At 67.5% G+C, this 22,612-nt stretch carries 18 protein-coding genes and 1 pseudogene; 13 read left to right on the forward strand and 6 right to left on the reverse strand.

Going from position 1 to position 22,612, the window contains the following annotated elements:
• Positions 1 to 265 precede the first annotated feature (265 nt).
• The 10 genes from pstS to rnt all read left to right on the forward strand — a co-directional run bounded on the left by pstS (position 266) and on the right by rnt (position 8,440).
• Complete coding sequence (pstS, locus tag AC5P65_RS11090; protein ID WP_019659078.1) at positions 266 to 1,354, forward strand: phosphate ABC transporter substrate-binding protein PstS; 1,089 nt, start codon at positions 266 to 268, stop codon at positions 1,352 to 1,354.
• 82 nt (positions 1,355 to 1,436) lie between these two features.
• Positions 1,437 to 2,405 carry a phosphate ABC transporter permease subunit PstC gene (pstC, locus tag AC5P65_RS11095; RefSeq protein WP_019659079.1) on the forward strand — a complete coding sequence of 323 codons (969 nt, stop codon included), beginning with the start codon at positions 1,437 to 1,439 and terminating at the stop codon, positions 2,403 to 2,405.
• Positions 2,405 to 3,268 carry a phosphate ABC transporter permease PstA gene (pstA, locus tag AC5P65_RS11100; protein WP_005415894.1) on the forward strand — a complete coding sequence of 288 codons (864 nt, stop codon included), beginning with the start codon at positions 2,405 to 2,407 and terminating at the stop codon, positions 3,266 to 3,268. The genes pstC and pstA overlap by 1 nt, the downstream gene beginning before the upstream one ends.
• A 19-nt stretch (positions 3,269 to 3,287) precedes the next feature.
• Positions 3,288 to 4,118 (forward strand): phosphate ABC transporter ATP-binding protein PstB, encoded by an 831-nt coding sequence (gene pstB, locus AC5P65_RS11105; protein ID WP_005408788.1) that lies wholly within the window; start codon positions 3,288 to 3,290, stop codon positions 4,116 to 4,118.
• A 65-nt stretch (positions 4,119 to 4,183) separates the two neighbouring features.
• Positions 4,184 to 4,891: a phosphate signaling complex protein PhoU gene (phoU, locus tag AC5P65_RS11110; protein ID WP_005408787.1), complete on the forward strand. Its 708-nt coding sequence runs from the start codon at positions 4,184 to 4,186 to the stop codon at positions 4,889 to 4,891.
• 259 nt (positions 4,892 to 5,150) lie between these two features.
• Positions 5,151 to 5,507 carry a hypothetical protein gene (locus tag AC5P65_RS11115; protein WP_021204117.1) on the forward strand — a complete coding sequence of 119 codons (357 nt, stop codon included), beginning with the start codon at positions 5,151 to 5,153 and terminating at the stop codon, positions 5,505 to 5,507.
• On the forward strand, positions 5,494 to 6,369 hold the full coding sequence (locus tag AC5P65_RS11120) for an HvfB family MNIO-type RiPP peptide maturase (protein WP_021204118.1): 876 nt from the start codon (positions 5,494 to 5,496) through the stop codon (positions 6,367 to 6,369). Before AC5P65_RS11115 ends, AC5P65_RS11120 begins: the two co-directional genes overlap by 14 nt.
• Positions 6,362 to 7,117 (forward strand): HvfC family RiPP maturation protein, encoded by a 756-nt coding sequence (locus AC5P65_RS11125; protein WP_495230934.1) that lies wholly within the window; start codon positions 6,362 to 6,364, stop codon positions 7,115 to 7,117. The genes AC5P65_RS11120 and AC5P65_RS11125 overlap by 8 nt, the downstream gene beginning before the upstream one ends.
• A 31-nt stretch (positions 7,118 to 7,148) precedes the next feature.
• The gene (locus AC5P65_RS11130; RefSeq protein ID WP_019659083.1) at positions 7,149 to 7,670 is read left to right on the forward strand and encodes an HvfX family Cu-binding RiPP maturation protein; all 522 of its coding nucleotides are present in this window, start codon (positions 7,149 to 7,151) and stop codon (positions 7,668 to 7,670) included.
• Between the two features lie 185 nt (positions 7,671 to 7,855).
• On the forward strand, positions 7,856 to 8,440 hold the full coding sequence (gene rnt, locus AC5P65_RS11135) for a ribonuclease T (RefSeq protein ID WP_005408782.1): 585 nt from the start codon (positions 7,856 to 7,858) through the stop codon (positions 8,438 to 8,440).
• A 95-nt stretch (positions 8,441 to 8,535) separates the two neighbouring features.
• Here the strand turns inward: rnt and AC5P65_RS11140 are convergent, their stop codons facing one another.
• The 3 genes from AC5P65_RS11140 to AC5P65_RS11150 form a co-directional block, all read right to left on the reverse strand.
• Entirely contained in the window at positions 8,536 to 11,562 is a 3,027-nt protein-coding gene (locus AC5P65_RS11140) for a ligand-binding sensor domain-containing diguanylate cyclase (RefSeq protein WP_111097780.1), read from the reverse strand.
• Between the two features lie 177 nt (positions 11,563 to 11,739).
• Positions 11,740 to 13,149, reverse strand: coding sequence for an ATP-binding protein (locus tag AC5P65_RS11145; RefSeq protein WP_021204122.1), 1,410 nt, complete (start codon positions 13,147 to 13,149; stop codon positions 11,740 to 11,742).
• A gap of 6 nt (positions 13,150 to 13,155) precedes the next feature.
• Positions 13,156 to 13,884, reverse strand: coding sequence for a response regulator (locus tag AC5P65_RS11150; RefSeq protein ID WP_019659087.1), 729 nt, complete (start codon positions 13,882 to 13,884; stop codon positions 13,156 to 13,158).
• 204 nt (positions 13,885 to 14,088) lie between these two features.
• Here AC5P65_RS11150 and AC5P65_RS11155 point away from each other — a divergent pair, with 204 nt between their 5' ends.
• From AC5P65_RS11155 to AC5P65_RS11165, 3 genes are read left to right on the forward strand one after another with little or no spacing between them, the layout of a single operon-like run.
• Positions 14,089 to 15,333 (forward strand): efflux RND transporter periplasmic adaptor subunit, encoded by a 1,245-nt coding sequence (locus AC5P65_RS11155; protein ID WP_188250066.1) that lies wholly within the window; start codon positions 14,089 to 14,091, stop codon positions 15,331 to 15,333.
• Positions 15,330 to 17,288 carry a MacB family efflux pump subunit gene (locus AC5P65_RS11160; protein ID WP_019659089.1) on the forward strand — a complete coding sequence of 653 codons (1,959 nt, stop codon included), beginning with the start codon at positions 15,330 to 15,332 and terminating at the stop codon, positions 17,286 to 17,288. The genes AC5P65_RS11155 and AC5P65_RS11160 overlap by 4 nt, the downstream gene beginning before the upstream one ends.
• A complete protein-coding gene (locus AC5P65_RS11165; protein WP_495215591.1) occupies positions 17,285 to 18,724 on the forward strand; it encodes an efflux transporter outer membrane subunit in 1,440 nt (479 codons plus the stop codon). Before AC5P65_RS11160 ends, AC5P65_RS11165 begins: the two co-directional genes overlap by 4 nt.
• A gap of 82 nt (positions 18,725 to 18,806) precedes the next feature.
• On the opposite strand, the gene rlmB is transcribed toward AC5P65_RS11165, so the two are convergent.
• The 3 genes and pseudogenes from rlmB to rnr all read right to left on the reverse strand — a co-directional run.
• Positions 18,807 to 19,550, reverse strand: coding sequence for a 23S rRNA (guanosine(2251)-2'-O)-methyltransferase RlmB (gene rlmB / locus AC5P65_RS11170; RefSeq protein ID WP_206621765.1), 744 nt, complete (start codon positions 19,548 to 19,550; stop codon positions 18,807 to 18,809).
• Between the two features lie 93 nt (positions 19,551 to 19,643).
• Positions 19,644 to 20,138 (reverse strand): GFA family protein, encoded by a 495-nt coding sequence (locus tag AC5P65_RS11175; protein ID WP_019659092.1) that lies wholly within the window; start codon positions 20,136 to 20,138, stop codon positions 19,644 to 19,646.
• A gap of 85 nt (positions 20,139 to 20,223) precedes the next feature.
• A pseudogene (gene rnr / locus AC5P65_RS11180) lies at positions 20,224 to 22,452 on the reverse strand (ribonuclease R); the annotation flags it as partial.
• Between the last annotated feature and the right edge of the window lie 160 nt (positions 22,453 to 22,612).

The raw sequence follows: 22,612 nt of genomic DNA on the forward strand, positions 1-22,612 counted from the left end.
CTGGAGCGTGCGGACCAACGGTCCGCAGCTACCGAGGGCAGGGAACAGCCGAGCGCGGGCTCGGCTCTACCTTGCCCCGACCGTCATATCGGTGCGCAGATCGGGGGTTTCCAGGCACCTGCCGGATCGGCGCCAATCCTGTGAAACCCTTGTCAGAACGTGATCCAGGGCACCTCTGTCATGGTCGTAATACGGCTGTAACAAAAACATCATTTCATAGCCGCATCCGCCGACCACGTCGGCTCTTCCCCGCTATGGAGTGACCATGAAACTGCACTCGGCCGGCCTTGCCGCCCTTTCCCTGGCCATCGCCCTGGGCCTGTCGGCCTGCGGTGGCGACAAGCAGGCCGCGCAGCAGCCGGCCACCGACGCTGCCGCTGCCCCGGCCGCTGCCGGTGCCAAGGTGACCGCCGAAGTGTCCGGTGCCGGCGCGTCCTTCATCTTCCCGCTGGTCTCCAAGTGGTCGGCTGACTACAACGCCAGCACCGGCGCCAAGATCAACTACCAGTCGATCGGCTCCGGCGGCGGCATCGCCCAGATCAAGGCCGGCACCGTCGACTTCGGTTCGTCCGACAAGCCGCTGAGCAGCGAGGAGCTGGCCCAGGCCGGCCTGGCGCAGTTCCCGTCGGCCATCGGCGGCGTGGTGCCGGTGGTCAACATCGAAGGCCTGGAAGCCGGCAAGCTGCGCCTGAGCGGCGCCCTGCTGGCCGACATCTTCCTGGGCAAGGTCAAGACCTGGAACGACCCGGCCATCGTCGCCGCCAACCCGGGCGTGAAGCTGCCGGATGGCAAGATCACCCTGGTCCACCGTTCGGACGGTTCGGGCACCACCTTCAACTTCTCCAACTACCTGTCCAAGGTCAGCCCGGAGTGGAAGAGCAAGGTCGGCGAAGGCACCTCGGTGCAGTGGCCGGACGGCGTCGGTGGCAAGGGCAATGAAGGCGTCGCGTCCTACGTGAAGCAGATCAAGGGCTCGATCGGTTACGTCGAACTGGCCTACGCGCTGCAGAACGGCATGCCGTACACCGCCATGCAGAACGCGGCCGGCAACTGGGTCGAGCCGAGCGCGGAAACCTTCGCCGCCGCGGCCGCCAGCGCCGACTGGGCCAGCGCCAAGGACTTCAACCTGGTCATCACCAATGCCCCGGGCGAGCAGGCGTGGCCGATCACCGCCACCAACTTCATGCTGATGCAGAAGAAGCCGAAGGATGCCAAGCGCAACCAGGACACCCTGGCCTTCTTCAAGTGGGCCTTCGAAAACGGCCAGGCGCAGGCCAACGAACTGCACTACGTGCCGCTGCCGGCCGAACTGGTCAAGCAGATCGAGGCCTACTGGGCGACCGACCTGAAGTGATGGACACGACGGTGCCCGCCCCGCGCGGGCACCGCTTGTTCCACGCCGTGCCGCCCCGCCCCTTCCTGGCCCAGCCGTCCCCATGAATGCCATCGCCCAGCCTGTAGCCGCCCCGTCCACGCGTGATGCGCGTGATGCCCGCAACGACACACTGTTCCGATGGGTGCTGGTCGGCACCGTCATCTTCGTCCTGATCGCCCTGGCCTGCGCCGCGCTGTCGATGCTGTGGGGCGGTCGCCACGCCCTGCAGATGCAGGGCCTGAGCTTCTTCTTCTCCGCTGACTGGAATCCGGTCGAAAACAAGTTCGGCGCTCTGGCTCCGATCTACGGCACCCTGGTCACCGCCGTCATCGCGATGGTCATCGCCGTGCCGGTCAGCTTCGGCATCGCCTTCTTCCTCACCGAAGTCGCGCCGCGCTGGCTGCGTGGCCCGGTCGGTACCGCCATCGAACTGCTGGCCGGCATCCCGTCGATCATCTACGGCATGTGGGGCCTGTTCGTGCTGGTGCCGGTGATGACCGAGTACGTCACCCCGTTCCTCAACGAGACCCTGGGCGAATGGCCGGTGATCGGCCCGATGTTCCAGGGCCCGCCGCTGGGCATCGGCATGCTCACCGCCGGTTTCGTGCTGGCCATCATGGTCATTCCGTTCATCTCCTCGGTGATGCGCGAAGTGTTCCTGACCGTGCCGACCCGCCTGAAGGAATCGGCCTATGCGCTGGGCTCCACCAAGTGGGAAGTGAGCTGGGACATCGTCCTGCCCTACACCCGTTCGGCGGTCATCGGCGGCATCTTCCTCGGCCTGGGCCGCGCGCTGGGCGAAACGATGGCGGTGGCCTTCGTGATCGGCAACAGCGTGCGCCTGTCGCCGTCGCTGCTGGAACCGGGCACCACCATCGCTGCGCTGATCGCCAACGATTTCGGTGAAGCCACTGAAACCTACCGTTCGGCCCTGCTGCTGCTCGGCTTCGTCCTCTTCATCGTCACCTTCGTGGTGCTGGCCATCGCCCGCCTGATGCTGATGCGCCTGTCCCGCAAGGAGGGCAACTGATGTCCACCACCGCTGATTCGCTGTACCTGCGCCGCCGCATCGGCAACGTCGTTGCGATCACTGCGTCCTGCGCCACCGCCCTGTTCGGCCTGTTTTTCCTGGGCTGGATCCTGTTCACCCTGGCTGCCAAGGGCCTGGCCGGCATCAACTGGGATCTGTTCACCAAGATGACGCCACCGCCGATGCAGGACGGTGGCCTCGCCAACGCCTTCTTCGGCAGTGCCGTGATGTGTGCACTGGCCATCGGCATCGGCACCCCGCTGGGCGTGCTGGCCGGCACCTGGCTGGCCGAGTATGGCAACGCCCGCAAGGCCGGCACCGTGGTCCGCTTCGTCAACGACATCCTGCTGTCGGCGCCGTCCATCGTGCTGGGCCTGTTCGTCTACACGCTGTATGTAATGCAGACCGGCGGCAATTTCTCGGCGTTCGCCGGCGCCCTGTCGCTGGCCTTCATCGTGCTGCCAGTGGTGGTGCGCACCACCGACGAGATGCTGCGCCTGGTGCCCTCGCAGATGCGCGAAGCGGCCCTGTCGCTGGGCATCCCGCAGTGGAAGGTGATCGTGCAGGTGCTGTACCGCAGTGCCTCGGCCGGCATCATCACCGGCATCCTGCTGGCGCTGGCCCGCATCTCCGGCGAGACCGCTCCGCTGCTGTTCACCGCCTTCGGCAACCAGTACTGGAACAACAACATCTTCCAGCCGATGGCTTCGGTACCGGTGGTGATGAACCAGTTCGCCGGCAGCCCGTACGAATCCTGGCAGGTACTGGCCTGGGCCGGTGCCCTGGTGCTGACTGTCTTCGTGCTGCTGGTCAGCCTTGCCGCCCGCGGCATCCTGCTGCGCAACCGTATCTCCCATGACTGACCTTTCCGTGGACAACGCCATGAACGACCTTTCCAACGCCGTGCCGATGCAGCGCATCGCCGTGCCGTCCTCGCACGAGAGCCTGCACACACCGTCGCCGGTGAAGCTGGCTGCGCGTGGACTGGACTTCTACTACGACAAGTTCCACGCCCTGAAGGGCATCAACCTGGAAATTCCGGAAAAGCGCGTGACCGCGCTGATCGGTCCTTCCGGTTGCGGCAAATCGACCCTGCTGCGCATCTTCAACCGCATCTACGCGCTGTACCCGAAGCTGGAAGCGCGCGGTGAAGTGCTGCTGGACGGCGAGAACATCCTGTCGCCGAAGTACCCGATGAACCGCCTGCGCAGCAAGGTCGGCATGGTGTTCCAGAAGCCGGTGCCGTTCCCGATGACCATCTTCGAGAACGTGGCCTATGGCATCCGCCACCACGAGAAGCTGAGCAAGGCCGACATGGCCGACCGCGTCGAGCAGGCACTGCGCCAGGGTGCACTGTGGGACGAAGTGAAGGACAAGCTGGGGCAGAGCGCGCTGGGCCTGTCCGGTGGCCAGCAGCAGCGCCTGTGCATCGCCCGTGCCGTGGCGCTGCGCCCGTCGGTGCTGCTGCTGGACGAGCCGACCTCGGCGCTGGATCCGATCTCGACCAGCCGCATCGAGCAGCTGGTGGAAGAGCTCAAGCACGAGTACACCATCGTCATCGTCACCCACAACATGCAGCAGGCCGCGCGCGTTTCCGACTACACCGCCTTCATGTACCTGGGCGACCTGATCGAGCACGACCGCACCGAAGTGATCTTCTCGCAGCCGTCGCAGCGGCAGACCGAGGACTACATCACCGGTCGCTTCGGCTGATCGACGCTGATCCTTCGCCACATGTCCCAGCCAGGCACGGCCTGGCTCCACCCGGATTGCAGACCATGAACCTTCCCAACGACCACATCGTCAAGAGCTACGACGAAGAGCAGCAGCGCCTGGTGGCCGAAATCGTGCGCATGGGCGAGATGGCCGTCGCCCAGCTCGAAGCGTCGATGGACGTGATCGAGAAGCGCGACGAGAACGCCGCCCATCGCATCATCGCCAACGACGAAGCCATTGATGCGCTGGAGCAGCAGATCAGCCATGACGTGATGCGCCTGGCCCTGCGTGGCCCGATGGCGCGCGACCTGCGCGAGATCCTCGCTGGCCTGCGCATCCCGGCCGACATCGAACGCATCGGCGACTATGCAGCGAACGTGGCCAAGCGTTCGATCGCGCTGGGCAAGGTGCCGCCGCTGCCGCAGATCCAGGGCCTGCGTGCGCTGGGCCGCCTGGCCGCGCAGCAGGTCCGTCGTGCCATTGCCGCCTACCGCGACAATGACGCCGACGCCGCACTGGAACTGCGCGAGGACGACGCCCGCCTGGACGCACAGTACACCGCGCTGTTCCGCGAGCTGCTGACCTACATGATGGAAGACCCGCGCAACATCACCCCGTGCACGCACCTGCTGTTCATGGCCAAGAACCTGGAGCGCGTGGGCGACCACGCCACCAACATCGCCGAGAACGTATGGTTCCTGGTGCACGGGGAGCAGCCGCTGCCGCCGCGCGAGAAGCGCGACGAGACCTCCAGCACCGGCCAGCCCTGACGCTGCACTGCAACACCGGAGTCGACTCCAAGGTGGCCGCTGTCCTGGTGACAGCGGCCTTCTTGTTTCTGGGCGTTCCGGCGATTCATCCACGCATGGCGTGGATCCACCGGGAACCGTGTTCCCCTTCTGTAACAAACCTCACGAAAATTTGAGGTCTTGGCGAGGATTCGTTGAGTAGGATCGCTGCACCATCGTTTCCACCGGCATCCCTGCCGGCCACCCGGGCACCCGCCCACACCACCCAGGAGCACGACCGATGAGCAGTTCCAACAAGACCCTGTCCCTGCTGACTGCTACCGCCCTGGCCGCCGGCCTTGGCATCACCGCCAATGCCTCGGCGCTGAGCATGAGCGACCTGGCCCAGGGCTATCTGGTGGCTGGCCAGGCTGCCAAGGCCAGCACCGATGCCAAGGGCGCCGAAGCCAAGACCTCCGCAGAGGCCGCCAAGCATGCCGAAGGCAGGTGTGGCGCAGATGGCAAGTCCGCCGAAGGCAAGTGCGGCGCCGACAAGGGCAAGGCTGCCGGTGCGGCAGCAGGCGCCAAGGCTCAGGCCGGCGACAAGAAGGCCGCCGAAGGCAAGTGTGGCGAAGGCAAGTGCGGTGGCAAGCACTGAGGTCCGCGCCAGCATCGCCAACCTGCGGTCGCCGCTTCGTGCGGCGGCCGTCGGGTTGGGGCTGCGCCGGGCGCTGTTGCAGGAGCTGCGCGATGCACCGGCTAGCGATTTCGATTTCCTCGAATGCGCGCCGGAGAACTGGATCCATGTCGGCGGCCCCGCCGGTGACGCACTGGCCGAGCTGGCACAGCGCCATCCGCTGAGCTGCCACGGCCTGTCCCTGTCGCTGGGCGGCACTGCGCCACTGGATACGCAGCTGTTGGAGCAGGTTGGCCAGTTCCTGGAAAAACACCGCGTGCCGCTGTACAGCGAACACCTGAGCTACTGCAGCGACGACGGCCACCTGTACGACCTGCTGCCGATCCCCTTCACCGATGAAGCGGTGCGCCATACCGCCGCACGCATCGCCCGCGTGCAGGACGTGCTGGGTCGCCGCATCGCGGTGGAAAACGTGTCCTACTACCTGGCACCGGAACCGGCGATGGACGAACTGGCTTTCACCAACGCCGTGCTTGCCGAAGCCGACTGCGACCTGCTGCTGGACGTCAACAACGTCTTCGTCAACGCCTGCAACCACGGTTACGACGCCGACGCGTTCATCGCTGGCCTGCCCGCAGACCGCATCGTCTGCCTGCACGTGGCCGGGCACCTGGACGAGGCACCGGACCTGAAGATCGATACCCACGGCAGCGCGGTGATCGACCCGGTCTGGGAGCTGCTGGCACGCACCTATGCGCGCATCGGCGCTCGCCCCACCCTGCTCGAACGCGATTTCAATTTCCCGCCCTATGCCGAACTGCGCGGCGAACTGCAGACCATCCGCCGCCTGCAGGCCGTGCACGCGGAGGCGGCATATGGCTGATACCCCCGCCACGCTGCGTGCGCAGCAGCACGCATTCACCGCCTATCTGCGAGATCCCCAGGGCGTGCCGCCACCGCGCGGGCTGGAGCCACGGCGCGTCGCGGTCTACCAGCGGCTGCTGTTCAACAACCTGCTCGGCCTGTTGAGCAACGGCTTTCCGGTCTGCGTGCGCCTGCTCGGCGTATCAGCCTGGAACGGACTGGTGCGCCACTACTTCGCAACCCATCGCTGCCAGACGCCGCTGTTCACCGAACTGGCCGCCGAATTCGTGCAGTGGCTGCAGGCACAGCCGCAGCTGCCACACCCTGCGCTGGCCGAACTGGCCCACTACGAGTGGGTGGAAACCGCGCTGTACCAACTGGACGCCGAACCGCTGCCGGTCGTAGCGGACATCGACCCGCTGCGGTTGCCGCTGCAGCGCTCACCGCTGGCGTGGCCGCTGCTGTACCAATGGCCGGTGCACCGCCTCGGCGCCGAGGACGCACCTACCCAGTTGCCGGCCGAGCCGACCGGCCTGCTGGTGCGTCGCGAGGCCGATGGCGAGGTGCGCTTCGCCGTACTCAGCCCGCTGGCGGTGTACCTGCTGTCCAGCATCGGGGAGCAGCCCGGCCTCGATGGACATGCCTATCTGAAGCAACTGGCCCCCGCGCATGGCCTGGCCGAACAGGCGCTGGCCGAACCCGGTGCCGCGCTGCTGCAGCAGTTCCTGCGGGCCGGCGTGATCGGCCCTTTGACCGCACCTGCCTGACACCTCCCTTCCCCGCCCCGGAGATGCACCGATGAAGCTCCCGCCCCTGGCCACCGCGCGTGGCCAGCTGGACCGTCTCGCCCCCTGGTTGGCCCCGCTCGGCCTGCGGCTGCTGCTGGCCTGGGAATACTTCGAATCCGGCCGCGAGAAACTGCAAGGCCAGAACTGGTTCGCCGATCTGCAGGACGCCTTCCCGTTTCCGTTCAACCAGCTGCCCGCTGCCCTGAACTGGCAACTGGCCACCTGGTTTGAACTGCTCGGCGCAGCCTGCCTGCTGTTCGGTTTTGGTACCCGTTTTGCCGCTGCCAGCCTGCTGGTGCTGACCGTGGTGGCCACCTACGCCGTGCACTGGCCGATGCAATGGAACTCGCTGGGCGACCTCGCGATGGGGTATGCGATCAGCGACCAGGGCTACGGCAACTTCAAGCTGCCGGTGCTGTTCATGGCGATGCTGCTGCCGCTGGTCTTCACCGGCGCAGGCAGGCTGAGCGTGGATGCGTTGCTGTGGCGGTGGCATCCGTCGGGTACGACGGCACGTCCCGCGGTCCGGTAGATCCGACCTTGGTCGGCGCATCGCGTGCCAACCAAGGCTGGCACCTACCGGGTTCTGCCACGGTGGCGGGCATGGGCTGCGTGGCCGGGCGCCCAGGGTCGCTCTGCTAGAATTCACGCATGACCGACCCCATTCCCGCACCTGCCGCCGCTCCCGATTCCGCAGTATCCCAGGCGCAGCGCGCGATGTCACAACGCTTCCGTGGTTTCCTGCCGGTGGTGGTGGATGTGGAAACCGGCGGCTTCGACAGCCAGCGCAACGCGCTGCTGGAAATAGCCGCAGTGCCGATCGAGATGGACGAGAACGGCCTGCTGTACCCGGGCCAGACCGCCAGCGCCCATGTAGTGCCGGCCGAAGGCCTGGAGATCGACCCGAAGTCGCTGGAAGTGACCGGCATCATCCTCGACCATCCGTTCCGGCTGGCCAAGGAAGAAAAGGCCGCACTGGACCACATCTTCACCCCGGTGCGCGCAGCAATGAAGAAATACGGCTGCCAGCGCGCGATCCTGGTCGGCCACAACGCCCATTTCGACCTTGGCTTCGTCAACGCCGCCGTGGCCCGCACCGGTCACAAGCGCAACCCGTTCCATCCGTTCAGCGTGTTCGACACGGTCACCCTGGCCGGCATCGCCTACGGGCAGACCGTGCTGGCGCGCGCCGCCACGGCCGCCGGGCTGGGCTGGGATGCCAACGAGGCACACAGCGCGGTGTATGACACCGAACAGACCGCGCGGCTGTTCTGCACCATCGCCAACGCCTGGCCGCGGTAAGGCAGCCAACGGCGCAACCGCATCCACGCAGTGCGGACCAACGGTCCGCACCCACCACTCACCGCACGGTAGATCCACGCCACGCCTGGATGCGATCAACCAATACTCGTACGATCGCGGCCATCGCTCTTGGCGCGGTACAGTGCGCGGTCTGCGCGCTGGTACAGCAGCGCCGGGGTGCGGTCGTCGGCATCCAGCTCCACCAGGCCCGCGCTGAAGGTCACGCGCAGGCCTTCCACACCGGCCCAGTCCGGGTGGTCATGGAACAGGCCGCGCAGGCGTGCGCACAGCTGTGCGGCCTCTTCCAGGCGGGTGTCGTTGAGCAGCAGCGCGAACTCTTCACCGCCGGTGCGCGCCGGCAGGTCCGAATCGCGGCAGGCCGCAGCGATCAAGCGCGCCACCTGCACCAGCACGGCATCGCCGATGCTGTGGCTGTGGCGGTCGTTGACGTCCTTGAAGTGGTCGATATCCAGCACCACCAGGCACAGTGGATGACCACTGCGCTGCGAACGGGCGAAGTCGCGGGCAAGGGTTTCGTCGAAGGCGCGGCGATTGGGCAGGCCGGTCAGTGCATCCTCGCGGGCCTGCCGTTCAAATGCCTCAGCCTGGCGTGCCAGGCGCTCGGCCAGTTCGGTCTTTTCCTGGTTCAACGCCTGCAGGTGCACGGTCTTGGCCTGCAGGTCGAAAGTTGCTTCGTCAACCCGACGTGCCAGGCGCAGGTTGCTGGCCTTCAACTGCTGCAGCAGCAAGCGGTACAGCGCCACCAGCCCGGCCAGCAGCACCAGTGCCCCCAGCACCTGCACGCTGCGTCGCTGCCACCAGAACGGCTCCACGGTGAAGCTCCACACCGCCTCCTGCTGGCCCCAGCTGCCACCGGGATGTGCCGCCGCCACGTGCAGGGTGTATTCGCCCGGCGGCAGGCCGACGAACTCCACGCTGCGCTGCGGGCCGCGCTCGACCCAGCCGGCATCAAGCCCATCCAACCGCGTGCGGTAACGGATCCGGTCAGACATCAGGTAGCTCAGGCCGACATAGCTGACCGCCAGGCGGCGGCCACCGGGAATGGCGTTGCGATCCGGTCCTTCCCAATGCACCGGCGCGCCATCCACCTGCACGCTCTCGATCGCGGCGGGCGGCGATGGCCGCTCGCGGAAGCGCTGCAGGCGCTGCGGATCAACCGTGCTCAGGCCACCGGCAGTCACCACCCAGAACGTGCCGTCCTGGCGCAGGATCGCCGAAGGCCCCGAGCTGCCGTTGGCCTGCGCATTGGCCATGCCGTCGATCTCGTTGTAGCGCTCCACCATCACCCGGGGTGCTCGGCCATCGGCCACCGCGTTCAGGGTAGCCATGTCGGTGCGCAGCACGCCTCGGTTGCTGCTGACCCACACGTTGCCAAGACGATCAGGCACCAGCTGGAACACCGCGTCCACCGGCATACCCTGCTCGAGCCCCACCCGCGCCAGCATCCCGTTCCGCCAGCGGTACAGGCCACGGTCGCTGCTGATCCACATCGCGTCGCCCAGCTGGTGGAAGCCGAACACGCTGCGGCCACCGCCCATCGGCGCGAGGTCGATCGACTGCACGTGGTCGCCGCGCAGCACGCGGATTCCCTCGATGGTGCCGATCCACAGGTTGCCCTGATGATCGTGCTCAAGCGCGGTGATCAGGCCGCCGGGCATGCCCGCCATGCTTGATACCTGCACACGGTCGCCGTCGATGCGGACCACGCCCTTCTGCGTGCCGGCCCAGACCACGCCCTGCGGGTCTACGCTGATCGCGCGGATGTTGCCGCCCGGCATGCCATCGGCAGCGGCGTAGTTGTGCCGCAGCCGGCCGTCGGGACCAAGACGGTAGACGCCATCGCCGAACGTGCCGACCCACAGGTCACCGTCCGGTCCCTGCGCCAGGCTGAGCACCGAAGGTGCCTTGCCACCGCGGTTGTGCAGGGGCATCGCACGGAAGCGGCCGTCGGCCGTCTGCAGATCGAGGCCGCTGGCGCTGCCCACCCAGAGCTGGCGGTCGCGGTCCTCGAACACGGTGCGCACATAGTCGCCACTGAGCCCATCGCGCTCGGTGTAACTGCTGAACAGCGTTTCGCGCAGGCGGTACAGCCCGCCGTTGGCGCCCACCCAGATGCTGCCCTCGGCGTCCTCGCGCAGGCTGACCACGCGTCCGCCCGGCAGGTTCAGGCCCGCCGGCAGCCGCTCCAGGCCATGTGCGGAGATGCGCAGCAGGCCTTGGTTCTCGGTGCCCAGCCACAGGTCACCATGGCGATCCTGCAGCATCGAGGTCATGTGCAGCTGTCCCGGCAGACGGTGCATCAGCACCAGCTGGTCATCTTCCACCCGGTACAGGCGCTCGCCGGCGACGATCCACAGCGCACCATCCGGCGCACGGTAGGGCCATGAAAGACCACTGCCGGCCCCCAGTCCCCAGGCTGCGGGCGCGCGTTTGAGCACGCCGTCGTTGTCGCGCAGCACCAGCCCGTCCAGCGTACCGACCCAGACCCGGTCCTGCGCATCGACCACCAGCTTGGTGAAACTCATCGCCATCGGAAGGTCCGCCGCCGGCGCCTGGTAGACGATGCCATTGTCCGGTGTCAGATAGCCGATGCCCTTGCCCTCGTACAGCAGCCACAGCCGGCCCTGGCTGTCCATCTGCATGGACTGTATCAGCACCTGCGGCGTATCGGCCTGGTGCTCCCAGACGCGCCACTGGCCATCGCTGCCACGGTGGCTGACGTTGCCGCGCGAATCACTGATCCACAAGCCACCCTGGCGGTCGACGAACAGCGCGCCGATGCCGTTGTCGCGCAGGCCCGGGCGGGTGCTGCGGTCGAACACGGTGAAATCCAGGCCGTTGTAGCGCACCAGGCCTTCCCAGGTCGCGAACCACAGGTGGCCTTCGGGGGTCTGCGCGATGTCACGCAGCGAGTTGTGCGGCAGGCCATTGCGCGAGGTCCATACATCAATGGCATAGTCGCGCAGCGGCGGCGCCCCTTCCTGCGCAGCCACCGGCAGCGCGAGGGCCAGCAGCAGGCACAGCAGGCCCTGTCGCAGCCATCGACCGATATCTGATCCGCGGCGCTCCGCCCAGCGCCGGATGTCCCCCTGTGCGGCCATCAGTGCAGCGGCGGCGGCCAGGCAGGGCTGCCGTGCCTGGCAGCGTGCGGGAACGGCCGGGCAGCGCGGAGCGGCATGCCGGCGGGAACGGGCTGGCTCATCGGGGGGGTACTGGGAAGTTGGGCAGATGATAGGCCAAAGCCGGCCCACCGCGTCACCATCGCCAGCTGCGAAGGCTCAGCCGGCGCGCCCCGGCGGCGTCACCTGGGCGCTGGCCGGCCACTGCACCACCGCCTCCAGCCCGCCTTCGGCACGGTTGCGCAGCCACAGCCGCGCCCCATCCTTCTCGGCCAGGGCGCGGGCGATGGTCAAGCCCAGCCCGGCCCCGCCGGTCTGGCGCGAACGCGAGGTTTCCACCCGCACGAAGGGATCAAACACCGCCTCCAGCTGCTCCTCGGCCAGGCCCGGGCCATCATCGGCCACCACCACGGTGATCGCACCCCCACTGCGCTCGACCCGTACCCGCGCCCGTTGCGCATACATCACCGCATTGTCCACCAGGTTGGAGAACAGGCGGTGCATGGCCAGCGGGCGCAGCATCAGCACCGCCCCGCTGCCGCCTTCGAAGACCACATCGGCGCCGCCTTCGGCGGTGTCCTCGACAATGCTCTCCAGCAGCGAATCCAGGTCCAGTGCTGCACGCTGCTCGGCACTCTCGGCACTGCGGGCCAGCTCCAGGCCCTCGCGCACCAGTGCCTGCATCGCGGCCAGATCGCCAATCAGGCGCTCACGCAGGGCCTCGTCGCTGACATTCTCCAGCCGCAGCCGCAGCCGCGTCAGCGGCGTCTGCAGATCGTGGGTGATCGCTGCCAGCATCTGCGTGCGCTCGGCCAGGTGCCGCTGCAGCCGGTGCTGCATGGCGTTGAAGGCTTCGGCGGCGCGCTGCACTTCGCGCGGCCCGCGCAGCGGCAAGGGATCGCGCTGCAGGTCGTCGCCCAGGTCTTCGGCGGCAGCGGCCAACTCCTGCAGCGGCGCGCTTGCAATGCGCGCGACGATATAGGCCAGCACCGCGATCGCCAACACCAGCAGGGTCAGGAACCACGGGTCAACGGCGAGGATGCCGTTGTGCGCTACCGCCGGCGAATCCAGCGCCAGCTTCAGCAGCGTGCCATCGGTGAGCGTTACGTCCACCGCGCGGCACTTGGGCGGAATGAACGCCGGATCACGCTCGCGCGGGTGCTTGCGATGCCCGGGCGGCGGCGGCGGCAGCAGTTCCTGCAGCTTGGGGATGCAGGAGCGGAATGAAGCGAAGTGCACGTGCGCGCGTGCGACCGGGCCTGGCCGGTCATCCAGCACTTCCATCAGAGCTGTATCGGCCCGCCCCAGGCGCGCGCCGGGTTGCAGGGCGCGGACGCTGGGCCCACCGATCTCGAGCAGGCGCTCGCGCAGTTCCGGATTGCCGTCCAGCAGGTTGACGTAACCCTGCAGGCGGTCGGCGATGCGGTTCAGGTTCTGCCGCTCGAACTCCTGCTGCCGCTTGGAGGTGGCGAGCATGGTCGCGCCGATCGCGGCCACGCTCATGCCCAGCAGCAGGATCACGAACAACCGCCCGACCATCGAGGACAGGAAATGGCGCAGGCGTTTCATCGCGGCCTATTCCAGGTTCACCGAGGAGGCCAGTACATAGCCTTCGTTGCGAACGGTCTTGATCAGCCCATCCGGGCCACCGTCGTCGCCCAGCTTGTTGCGCAGCCGGCTGACCTGCAGATCGATGGCACGGTCCTGTGCCTCGTAATTGCGCCCGCTGCTGAGCGCGACCAGCTGCTCGCGCGACAGCACTTTGTTGGCATGGGCAATGAACACCCGCAGCAGCCGGAACTCGGCGCCGGACAGCACCACCACGCGGTTGTCCGGGTCAACCAGATGGCGGTGTTCCAGGTCGAACACCCAGCGCGAGAAGCGCGCACGGCGAATCGCCAATGGCTCCAGGTTGGCCGGCAGCGCCTCGGTCCGGCGCAGCACATTGCGGATGCGCGCCAGCAGCTCGCGCGGCTCGAACGGCTTGGCCAGGTAGTCATCGGCGCCCATCTCCAGGCCCAGCACGCGGTCAATCGGCTCGGCACGAGCCGTCAGCATGATCACCGGCGTGTTCGAGCGCGCGCGCAGGTCGCGGCACAGGGTCAAGCCATCCTCACGCGGCAGGTTGAGGTCGAGCACGATCAGGTCCACGTGCTCACGGTCCAGCAGCTGGCGCATGGCGGTGCCATCAGCCGCCGTGCTCACCTGGTAGCCGGCGCGGCCGAGCTGCTCGGCCAGCAGGGTGCGGATGTCATTGTCGTCGTCGACGATCAGCAGTCGATGCATCGTGTTTTCAGTCTCCATGTCGCGATCATCCCGTGTCGGCAGCTGAACCGCATCCGGGGCAATGCGTACCAGTGTATCCACCGATGGTCGGGATACCTGTGGTTACGCCTGTTTGCCGACAGTGTTACATAGAGACATACCCCGAGGATTGAGCCGCCTGTCGCCCGGTCTTCACAATGCCCGCCAACGCCGCCCACGCGGCCCCGAGAGTGAAGCCACGACGTGATGTTCCGCCTGCTGCCCGCGACCCGCCGGGGTCGCCTGATACTGGTCGCCCTGCTTGCCCTTGCCGTCGTTGCAGCCGCCTGGTGGCTGCTGCGCAAGCCGGCCGTCCCGGCGGTGGCGACCGCGCCCGTCAGCCGTGGTGACATCGAGCAGACAGTGGAGGCCACCGGTGTGATCGACGCCTACAAGCTGGTCAGCGTCGGCGCCCAGGCCTCGGGCCAGATCAAGTCGCTGAAGGTACAGCTGGGCGACACCGTGAAGGAAGGCGACCTGATCGCCGAGATCGATGCCACCACCCAGCAGAACCAGGTGCTCAACGCGCAGGCCTCGCTGGACCAGGTCACCGCGCAGCGCGCCGTGCAGCAGGCCACCCTGCGCCAGGCCGAACTGGAATTCGCGCGGCAGCAGCAGATGCTGGCTGCCGAAGCCACCTCGCGCCAGGAATATGATGCCGCCGAGGCGCAGTTGAAGACCGCCCGTGCCCAGCTGCAGTCCTACGAGGCGCAGATCAAGGGCCGCGAAACAGAACTGGGCACCGCCCGCGCCAACCTGGCCTACACCCGCATCACCGCGCCGATGGACGGCACCGTGGTGGCGGTGGTGGCGGAGGAAGGCCGCACCGTGAACGCCAACCAGACCGCACCGACCATCGTGATGCTGGCGCGGCTGGACGTGGTCACCGTCAATGCCGAGATCTCCGAGGCCGACGTGGTCAAGATCAAGCCCGGCATGCCGGTGTACTTCACCACGCTGGGTGACCCGGACCGCAAGTACCACGCCACGCTGCGCCAGATCAATCCGGCGCCGGCCTCGATCGCCAACGAAAGCTCCTCCAGCTCCAGCAGTTCGTCCAGTTCCAGTTCCAGCAGCGCGGTCTACTACAACGCGCTGTTCGACGTGGAGAATCCGGACGGCACGTTGCGCATCGACATGACCGCGCAGGTCTCGGTACTGCTCAAGCAGGCCAAGGGCGTGCTGATGGTGCCGGCGGTGGCGCTGGGGCCGAAGCGCCGTGGCGACGAGCGCATGGTGCGGGTGCTGGACGACAAGGGCCAGCCGCAGCCGCGCAAGGTCACGGTGGGCATCAACAATGGCGCCTCCGCCGAGATCCTGTCCGGGTTGAAGGAAGGCGAGCGCGTGGTGGTCGGCGAAGCCAGCGCCGCCGGTGCCGGTGCCGGTGGCGGGAACCGAGGCGGCATGCAGATGCGGGTCGGCGGCCCGGGCATGGGGCCGCGCCGATGAGCACGACGGCGCCGCTGCTGCGCCTGCGCGACCTGCGACGCGAGTTCCCGGCCGGTGATGATGTGATCGCCGTGCTGCGCGACGTCAATCTCGACATCCATGCTGGCGAGATGGTGGCCATCGTCGGCCAGTCCGGCTCGGGCAAGTCGACACTGATGAACATCCTCGGCTGCCTCGACCGCCCCACCCGCGGCAGCTACCAGGTGGCCGGCCGCGAGACCGGAAAGATGGCGCCGGACGAACTGGCCGAACTGCGCCGCGAATATTTCGGTTTCATCTTCCAGCGCTACCACCTGCTCGGCGACCTCGACGCGCGCGGCAATGTGGAAGTGCCGGCGGTGTACGCCGGCAGCCCGGGCGCAGTGCGCAATGCGCGTGCCGAGCAGCTGCTGCAACGCCTGGGCCTGGGCGACCGCATGCATCACAAGCCCGGCCAGCTGTCTGGTGGCCAGCAGCAGCGCGTGTCGATCGCACGCGCGCTGATGAACGGCGGCGAGGTGATCCTGGCCGACGAACCCACAGGCGCGCTCGATACGAAATCCGGTGAGGAAGTGATGGCGATCCTCGGCGAACTGCATGCCGAAGGCCACACCATCATCATCGTCACCCACGACATGAGCGTGGCCCAGCACGCACAGCGCATCATCGAGATCCGCGATGGCGAGATCATCGCCGACCGCGCCAACCCGAATGCGCCGGCCTACCGTGCGCAGCGCGAAGCCAGTACCGGGGCCGCCCACGGCAACAGCTGGCGGGCGGCCCGAGACCGCTTCACCGAAGCGTTCCGCATGGCGCTGCTGGCGATGAACGCCCATCGGCTGCGGACCTTCCTGACCATGCTCGGCATCATCATCGGCATCGCCTCGGTAGTGTCGGTGGTGGCGCTGGGCAACGGCTCGCAGCAGCAGATCCTGCAGAACATCAGCGCGCTCGGCACCAACACCATCGACGTCTATCCCGGCCGTGGTTTCGGCGACATGCGCTCGGCCCGGGTGCAGACGCTCAAGGCCAGCGATGCCGATGCACTGGCAAAGCAGAGCTACGTGGACAGCGCCACCCCCAGCGTATCGACCTCGGTCACCGCGCGTTATCGCAACCAGTCGTCGACCGCCCAGGTCAGCGGCGTCGGCGAGCAGTTCTTCCGGGTCAAGGGCGTGACTCTGCTCAGCGGCAGCTTCTTCGATGCCGATGCAGTCAAGGGCCTGGGCCAGGTGGCGGTGATCGACGAGAACACCCAGGCCCAGTTCTTCCCCGATGTCGACCCGGTCGGACAGGTGATCCTGCTCGGCAACGTGCCGGCACGCGTGGTCGGCGTGGCCAAGCGCCAGAGTTTCGGCTTCGGTGGCAGTACCAGCCTCAGCGTGTGGGTGCCGTACACCACGGTGATGTCGCGCATGCTCGGCCAGAGCCACGTCTCCAGCATCACCGTACGCGTGGACGACGACACACCGATGGATGCGGCGCAGGAAGCAATCACCCGCCTGCTGACCCTGCGCCATGGCACCGAGGACTTCTTCCTCAGCAACAGCGCGGAGATCCGCCAGACCATCGAGCAGACCACGCGCACGATGACCCTGCTGATCGGTGCCATCGCCGCCATCGCACTGCTGGTCGGTGGCATCGGCGTGATGAACATCATGCTGGTGTCGGTGACCGAGCGCACCCGTGAGATCGGGGTGCGCATGGCGGTGGGTGCACGGCAGAGTGATATCCGCCAGCAGTTCCTGATCGAGGCGGTGCTGGTGTGCCTGCTCGGCGGCGTGCTCGGCATCGGCCTGGCGCTGCTGCTGGGCTCGATGATCGGCCGCTTCGCCAGCGATTTCCAGGTGCTGTTCTCCACCGCCTCGATCGTTGCCGCGTTTGCCTGCTCGACCTTGATCGGCGTGGCGTTCGGCTTCCTGCCCGCACGCAACGCCGCGCAACTCGATCCGGTGGAGGCCCTGGCCCGCGAATGAAGAAGATGATCCGACTGCCCTTCCCCGCTCCCCGGCACCTGCTGCCGGCCGGTGCGGTTGTACTCGCCCTGTCCGGCTGCGCCTCCGTCGGCCGCTATCCGGTGCATGACCCGGCCGTGGCGGCGCAGTATGGGCGTGGCGATGCCACCCTCAATGCACCGGCCGACGGCCCGCGCAGCAGCCTGGATACACCCGGCCGCGACATCCGGCAGGACACCTGGTGGACCGGCTTCGGCGATGAACGCCTCGACCGTCTGGTGGCGCAGGCGCTGGCCGCCAACAGCGATCTGGCCGCCGCCGGCCTGGCCGTGCAGCGTTCACGCCTGCAGGCCGGCCTGGCCAGCAATGCGCTGTGGCCGCAGCCTTCGTCATCGGGCGTCAGCGGCAGTGCCAGCCGCGCCACCGACCAGGCCGATGACTGGCGCCGCAGCTATTCCACCGGCGTCTCGCTGGGCTGGGAAGTGGACCTGTGGGGGCGCCTGCGCACCCAGCGCGACATCGCCCGCTGGGAAGCCGAAGCCAGCGAGGAAGACCGGCAGAACACCGCGCTGCTGGTGATCGGCGACACCATCACCCAGTACTGGAACCTGGCCTATCTCAACCGGTCCATCGCCACCGGCCAGGCCAACCTGGAGCGGTTGGAACGTACCCGCGAACTGGTGCAGGCCCGCTTCGACGCCGGCGCGGTATCGCGCCTGGAAGTGCGCCAGGCGCTGCAGAACCTGCAGTCGCAGCGCTCGGCGCAGAGCGCGCTGGAACAGCAGCGGGTGGAAGTGCGCAATGCACTGACCGTACTGCTGGATGGCACGCCCTGGCCGCAGCAGGACGAACCGCAGGACCTGCTGGGCGCACGCAGCCCGGACATCGTCGAGGGGTTGCCGGCCGACCTGCTGGGCCGCCGTCCCGACCTGCGCGCGGCCGAGCTGCGCCTGCGCAACAGCCTGAAGACGATCAAGGTCACGGCAACCCAGTATTACCCGGCGTTGAGCCTGACCGGCAGCCTCGGTTCCAGCGCCACCTCGCTAGGCAATGTGCTGCGCAATCCGGTGGCCACGCTGGGCGCGGGCCTGTCACTGCCGTTCCTCAACCTGCAGCGCGCGCAGCTGGATACCGACATCGCCGGCACCGCCTACCAGATCGCCGCGGCCAACTTCCGCAAGACGCTGTACACCGCGCTCTCGGAAGTGGACAACGCGCTGTCGGCACGAGAGCAGCTGGCGCGGCAGGTGGCGGCCTCGCAGGCGTCGTATGACGAAGCGGTGGAAGTGGAACGCGCGCAGGAAGTGCGTTACCGCGTGGGCGCGACCGACCTGCGCACCTGGCTGGAAGCGCAGCAGACCCGGCGCGATGCCGAGCTGTCACTGGCGCGCGCGCGGCAGGGCCAGCTGAACAACGATGTGACCCTGTTCAAGGCGCTGGGCGGCAGCGCGGGGTAGCGGCTACTGTGGAGCCGAGCCCATGCTCGGCTGCTTCCTTGATCGGGTATGCGATCGCCGAGCGTGGGCTCGGCTCTACAGATCAGCCGCGCTGGCGCACGGCCTCGAACAGGCTGACGCCGGCGGCGACGGAGACATTCAGGCTCTCGATCTCACCCGGCATCGGGATCTTGACCAGGCCATCGCAGTTCTCGCGGGTCAGGCGGCGCAGGCCATCGGCCTCGCCCCCCAGCACCAGGGCGATGTTGCCCTTCAGGTCCAGCTGGTACAGCGAAGCGGTGGCTTCGCCGGCCAGGCCATAGATCCACACGCCCTGCCTCTGCAGGTCCTTCAGGCAGCGCGACAGGTTGGTCACCGCCACCACCGGGACCAGATCGGCGGCACCGGCCGAAGTCTTGCGTACGGTCGCGTTCACCGTGGCCGACTTGTCCTTGGGGATGATCACTGCGGTTGCACCGGCCGCAGCGGCCGAGCGCAGGCAGGCGCCAAGGTTGTGCGGGTCCTGCACTTCGTCCAGCACCAGCAGCAGGGCCTTGCCCTCGGCTGCGGTGACCAGGCCTTCCAGCTCGTTCTCGCTGTAAGTGCGGGCGGCGGCATAGCGCGCGGCCACGCCCTGGTGGCGTACCGAACCGCCGACACCATCCAGCGCCTGGCTGTTCACCTTGCGCACGTCGATGCCCTTGCGGCGGGCGTTTTCCTCGATCTCGGTCAGGCGCGGGTTCTTCGCACCGGCCTCGACCAGCACTTCGCGGACGTTCTCGGCGTCGTTCTCGATGGAGGAGGCGACGGCGTTGACGCCGACAATCCACTGGCTGTTCTTGCTCATGCGGGCGGGGACCGGAAAGGGGGTGGCTATGGTAGAGCATCGGCGGCGGCCGCGCTTCGCGCTCGCCGGGCATGGCCCGGCGCTACCGGCCGTTCATCCCCCGGCTGAACGGCTGCGCGGCGGCCAGTGCGGGGTGTCGTGGTCGGGGTGCTGGTGGGACACGATCGTGGCCAGGAAATCCAGCGCGGCGATGTCTTCCTCGGTACGTCGCGCCGGCAGGCTGGCCAGGCTGTCGACGAAGGGCAGCTTGCGCTCGACTCCGTACTGGATCGTCGGCGGCAGGCGTTCGGGTTCGTCAAACGCACCGGCAGCCACCGCCACGCCATCGGGCGCTTCGTAGGTCAACGGCGTGCCGCAGTCGGCGCAGAACCCGCGCCGCACCACGTTGGAGGACTGGAAATAGCGCGGCTGGCCGCGGGTCCAGCTGAACTGCACGCCCCGCACCGACACCAAGGGCGCGTAGTACGCACCAAAGGCCTTCTGGCACATGCGGCAGTGGCAGATCGAGCTGTGGGTCAGCTCGCCACGGGCCTGGAAGCGGATCGCGCCGCACTGGCAGCCGCCGCTGTATTCGGGTTGGCCCTGCATGGTGCGTTCCTCCAAAGCGTCGTGCCAACCAACGGTTGGCAGCTACCAGGTAACGTGGGGTGCCGACCGTTGGTCGGCACGTCTCTCAATACTGCTTTTTCGTACGCTTGGCCGGCTTGCCACGCTCCGGCAGCGGCGGCAGGCCATCGCCCTCGTCCTCACCCTTGTGCTCGACCAGGCGGAAGTCGATCTTGCGCTCTTCCATGCTGGCCTTCAGCACCAGGATGCGCACGCGGTCGCCCAACCGGTAGCTGCCGCCGCGGCGCTCGCCGGTCAACGTCTTGCGGGTCGCGTCGAACTTGTAATAGTCCTGCGGCAGCTGGGTCACGTGCACCAGGCCCTGCACCTTCGACTCATCCAGCTCCACGAACAGGCCGAAGCTGGTCACGCCGCTGATCACGCCGTCGAACTGGCCACCCACGTGCTTTTCCATCCAGGCCGCGCGGTAACGCTCGTCGACCTCGCGCTCGGCCTCGTCGGCACGGCGCTCACGCTCGGAACACTGCAGCGCCAGCGCAGCCATTTCGCGCGCGTTGTAGGTGAACTTGTCCAGCGGCTTGCCGGACAACGCGTGCTTGATCGCGCGGTGTACCAGCAGGTCGGGGTAACGGCGGATCGGCGAGGTGAAGTGCGCGTACGCCTCCAGTGCCAGGCCGAAATGACCGTGGTTTTCCGGGCTGTAGATCGCCAGGCTCTGGCTGCGCAGCAGCACCGATTCCAGCAGCGTGGCATCGGGGCGGTCGCGGATCTTCTTCAGCAGCTTGGTGTAATCGCCCGGGCGCACCTTCGACCACGGCGGCAGGCTCAGCTTGAACTCCTTGAGGAATTCGAGCAGGTCGGCGTACTTGGTTTCCGGCGGCTTCTCGTGGATGCGGTACGGGGCCGGCACATGGCGCGACAGCAGGTACTTCGCCGCCTCCACATTGGCCGCGATCATGCATTCCTCGATCAGCTTGTGCGCGTCGTTGCGCACCAGCATGCCGGCCTGGGTCACTTCACCGCGGTTGTCCAGCACGAAGCGCACTTCGCTGCTCTCGAACTCGATGGCGCCACGCTTGGCACGCGCCTTGGACAGGACCTTGTACAGCTGGTGCAGGCGCTGCACCTGCGGCAGCAGGTCACCCATCCAGGCCTTGGTATCGGCATCGTCCTCGCCCACCGCCTTCCACACCTGGGTGTAGGTCAGGCGCGCATGCGAGTTCATCACCGCTTCGTAGAAGCGCGAATGCGTGACCAGGCCGTCGCGGTCGATCTGCATGTCGCAGACGAAGCACATGCGGTCGACCTTCGGCATCAGCGAACAGATGCCGTTGGACAGCGTCTCCGGCAGCATCGGCACCACGAAGCCCGGGAAGTACACCGAGGTGGCGCGCTTCTGCGCTTCTTCGTCCAGTGGCGTGCCGGGCCGGACGTAGTTGGAGACATCGGCAATCGCCACCACCAGCCGGAAGCCATCGACGTTCGGCTCGCAGTACACCGCGTCGTCGAAGTCCTTGGCATCTTCACCGTCGATGGTGACCAGCGGCATGCTGCGCAGATCGACACGGTCGCCGATCATCGCCGGTTCGACCACCAGCGGCACCGAGGCCGCTTCATCCAGCACTTCCTGCGGGAATTCGAACGGCAGTTCATGGCCGTGGATGGCGGTCTCCACCACCAGCGAGGCGGTCAGCTTGTCGCCGAGCACGGCAATGATGCGGCCGATCGGCGGACGGCGGCTATCCGGCGCCTGGGTCAGTTCGCAGACCACCAGCTGGCCGTCGCGCGCGCCACCGATCTGGTCCGGCGGCACCTGTACGTTGCGCTGCACGCGCTTGTCATCGGGCACCACGTAGTTGATGCCCATCTCGACACTGAAACGGCCGATCAGGCGGGTCATGCCGCGCTCAAGCACGCGGGCGATGCTGCCCTCGCGGCGGCCACGGTGGTCGATGCCGGTCACACGGGCCAGCACCTTGTCACCATGCATGACCTTGCGCATTTCATACGGTGGCAGGAACAGGTCGTCGCCACCCTCGACCGGGCGCAGGAAGCCAAATCCTTCCGGGTTGGCGATCACCACGCCGGTGACCAGGTTCAGGGTCTGGATCGGGGCGAAACCGCCACGGCGGTTCTGCACCAGCTGGCCATCACGGACCATGGCACCGAGCCGGCGCGACAGCGCCTCGGCCCGGTCCGGTGCGGTCAGGCCCAAGCGTGCGCCCAGTTCCTCTGCCGTCTGCGGCCCTTCGCAACGCTCCAGCAGGGCCAGGATGGCTTCGCGGCTGGCGATGGGCTGTTCGTACTTCTCGGCTTCGCGGGCGGCATAGGGATCGTCGATCACCTTGCCGGTCGGCGGCAACTTGCGGCCCGGCGCCGGGCCCGGTGCGTCGCTGCTGCGGACCTTGCGGCCACGCGGCGGTGCGCCGCCTTCATTCAATTCGGGGAACCAGCCCGGCAACGGCTTGCCCGGCTTGGTGGTGCGGGCCGTGCCC

The organism is Stenotrophomonas sp. YJH_SMC_48-3 (assembly GCF_059369375.1).

Coding starts and splice junctions, on each gene's coding strand:
- phoU (WP_005408787.1), top strand. CDS start 4,184: ATGAACCTTCCCAACGACCACATCGTCAAGAGCTACGACGAAGAGCAG.
- pstB (WP_005408788.1), top strand. CDS start 3,288: ATGAACGACCTTTCCAACGCCGTGCCGATGCAGCGCATCGCCGTGCCG.
- AC5P65_RS11115 (WP_021204117.1), top strand. CDS start 5,151: ATGAGCAGTTCCAACAAGACCCTGTCCCTGCTGACTGCTACCGCCCTG.
- pstS (WP_019659078.1), top strand. CDS start 266: ATGAAACTGCACTCGGCCGGCCTTGCCGCCCTTTCCCTGGCCATCGCC.
- pstC (WP_019659079.1), top strand. CDS start 1,437: ATGAATGCCATCGCCCAGCCTGTAGCCGCCCCGTCCACGCGTGATGCG.
- rnt (WP_005408782.1), top strand. CDS start 7,856: ATGTCACAACGCTTCCGTGGTTTCCTGCCGGTGGTGGTGGATGTGGAA.
- AC5P65_RS11140 (WP_111097780.1), bottom strand. CDS start 11,562: ATGGCCGCACAGGGGGACATCCGGCGCTGGGCGGAGCGCCGCGGATCA.
- AC5P65_RS11145 (WP_021204122.1), bottom strand. CDS start 13,149: ATGAAACGCCTGCGCCATTTCCTGTCCTCGATGGTCGGGCGGTTGTTC.
- AC5P65_RS11160 (WP_019659089.1), top strand. CDS start 15,330: ATGAGCACGACGGCGCCGCTGCTGCGCCTGCGCGACCTGCGACGCGAG.
- AC5P65_RS11165 (WP_495215591.1), top strand. CDS start 17,285: ATGAAGAAGATGATCCGACTGCCCTTCCCCGCTCCCCGGCACCTGCTG.
- pstA (WP_005415894.1), top strand. CDS start 2,405: ATGTCCACCACCGCTGATTCGCTGTACCTGCGCCGCCGCATCGGCAAC.
- AC5P65_RS11150 (WP_019659087.1), bottom strand. CDS start 13,884: ATGGAGACTGAAAACACGATGCATCGACTGCTGATCGTCGACGACGAC.
- AC5P65_RS11130 (WP_019659083.1), top strand. CDS start 7,149: ATGAAGCTCCCGCCCCTGGCCACCGCGCGTGGCCAGCTGGACCGTCTC.
- rlmB (WP_206621765.1), bottom strand. CDS start 19,550: ATGAGCAAGAACAGCCAGTGGATTGTCGGCGTCAACGCCGTCGCCTCC.
- AC5P65_RS11125 (WP_495230934.1), top strand. CDS start 6,362: ATGGCTGATACCCCCGCCACGCTGCGTGCGCAGCAGCACGCATTCACC.
- AC5P65_RS11175 (WP_019659092.1), bottom strand. CDS start 20,138: ATGCAGGGCCAACCCGAATACAGCGGCGGCTGCCAGTGCGGCGCGATC.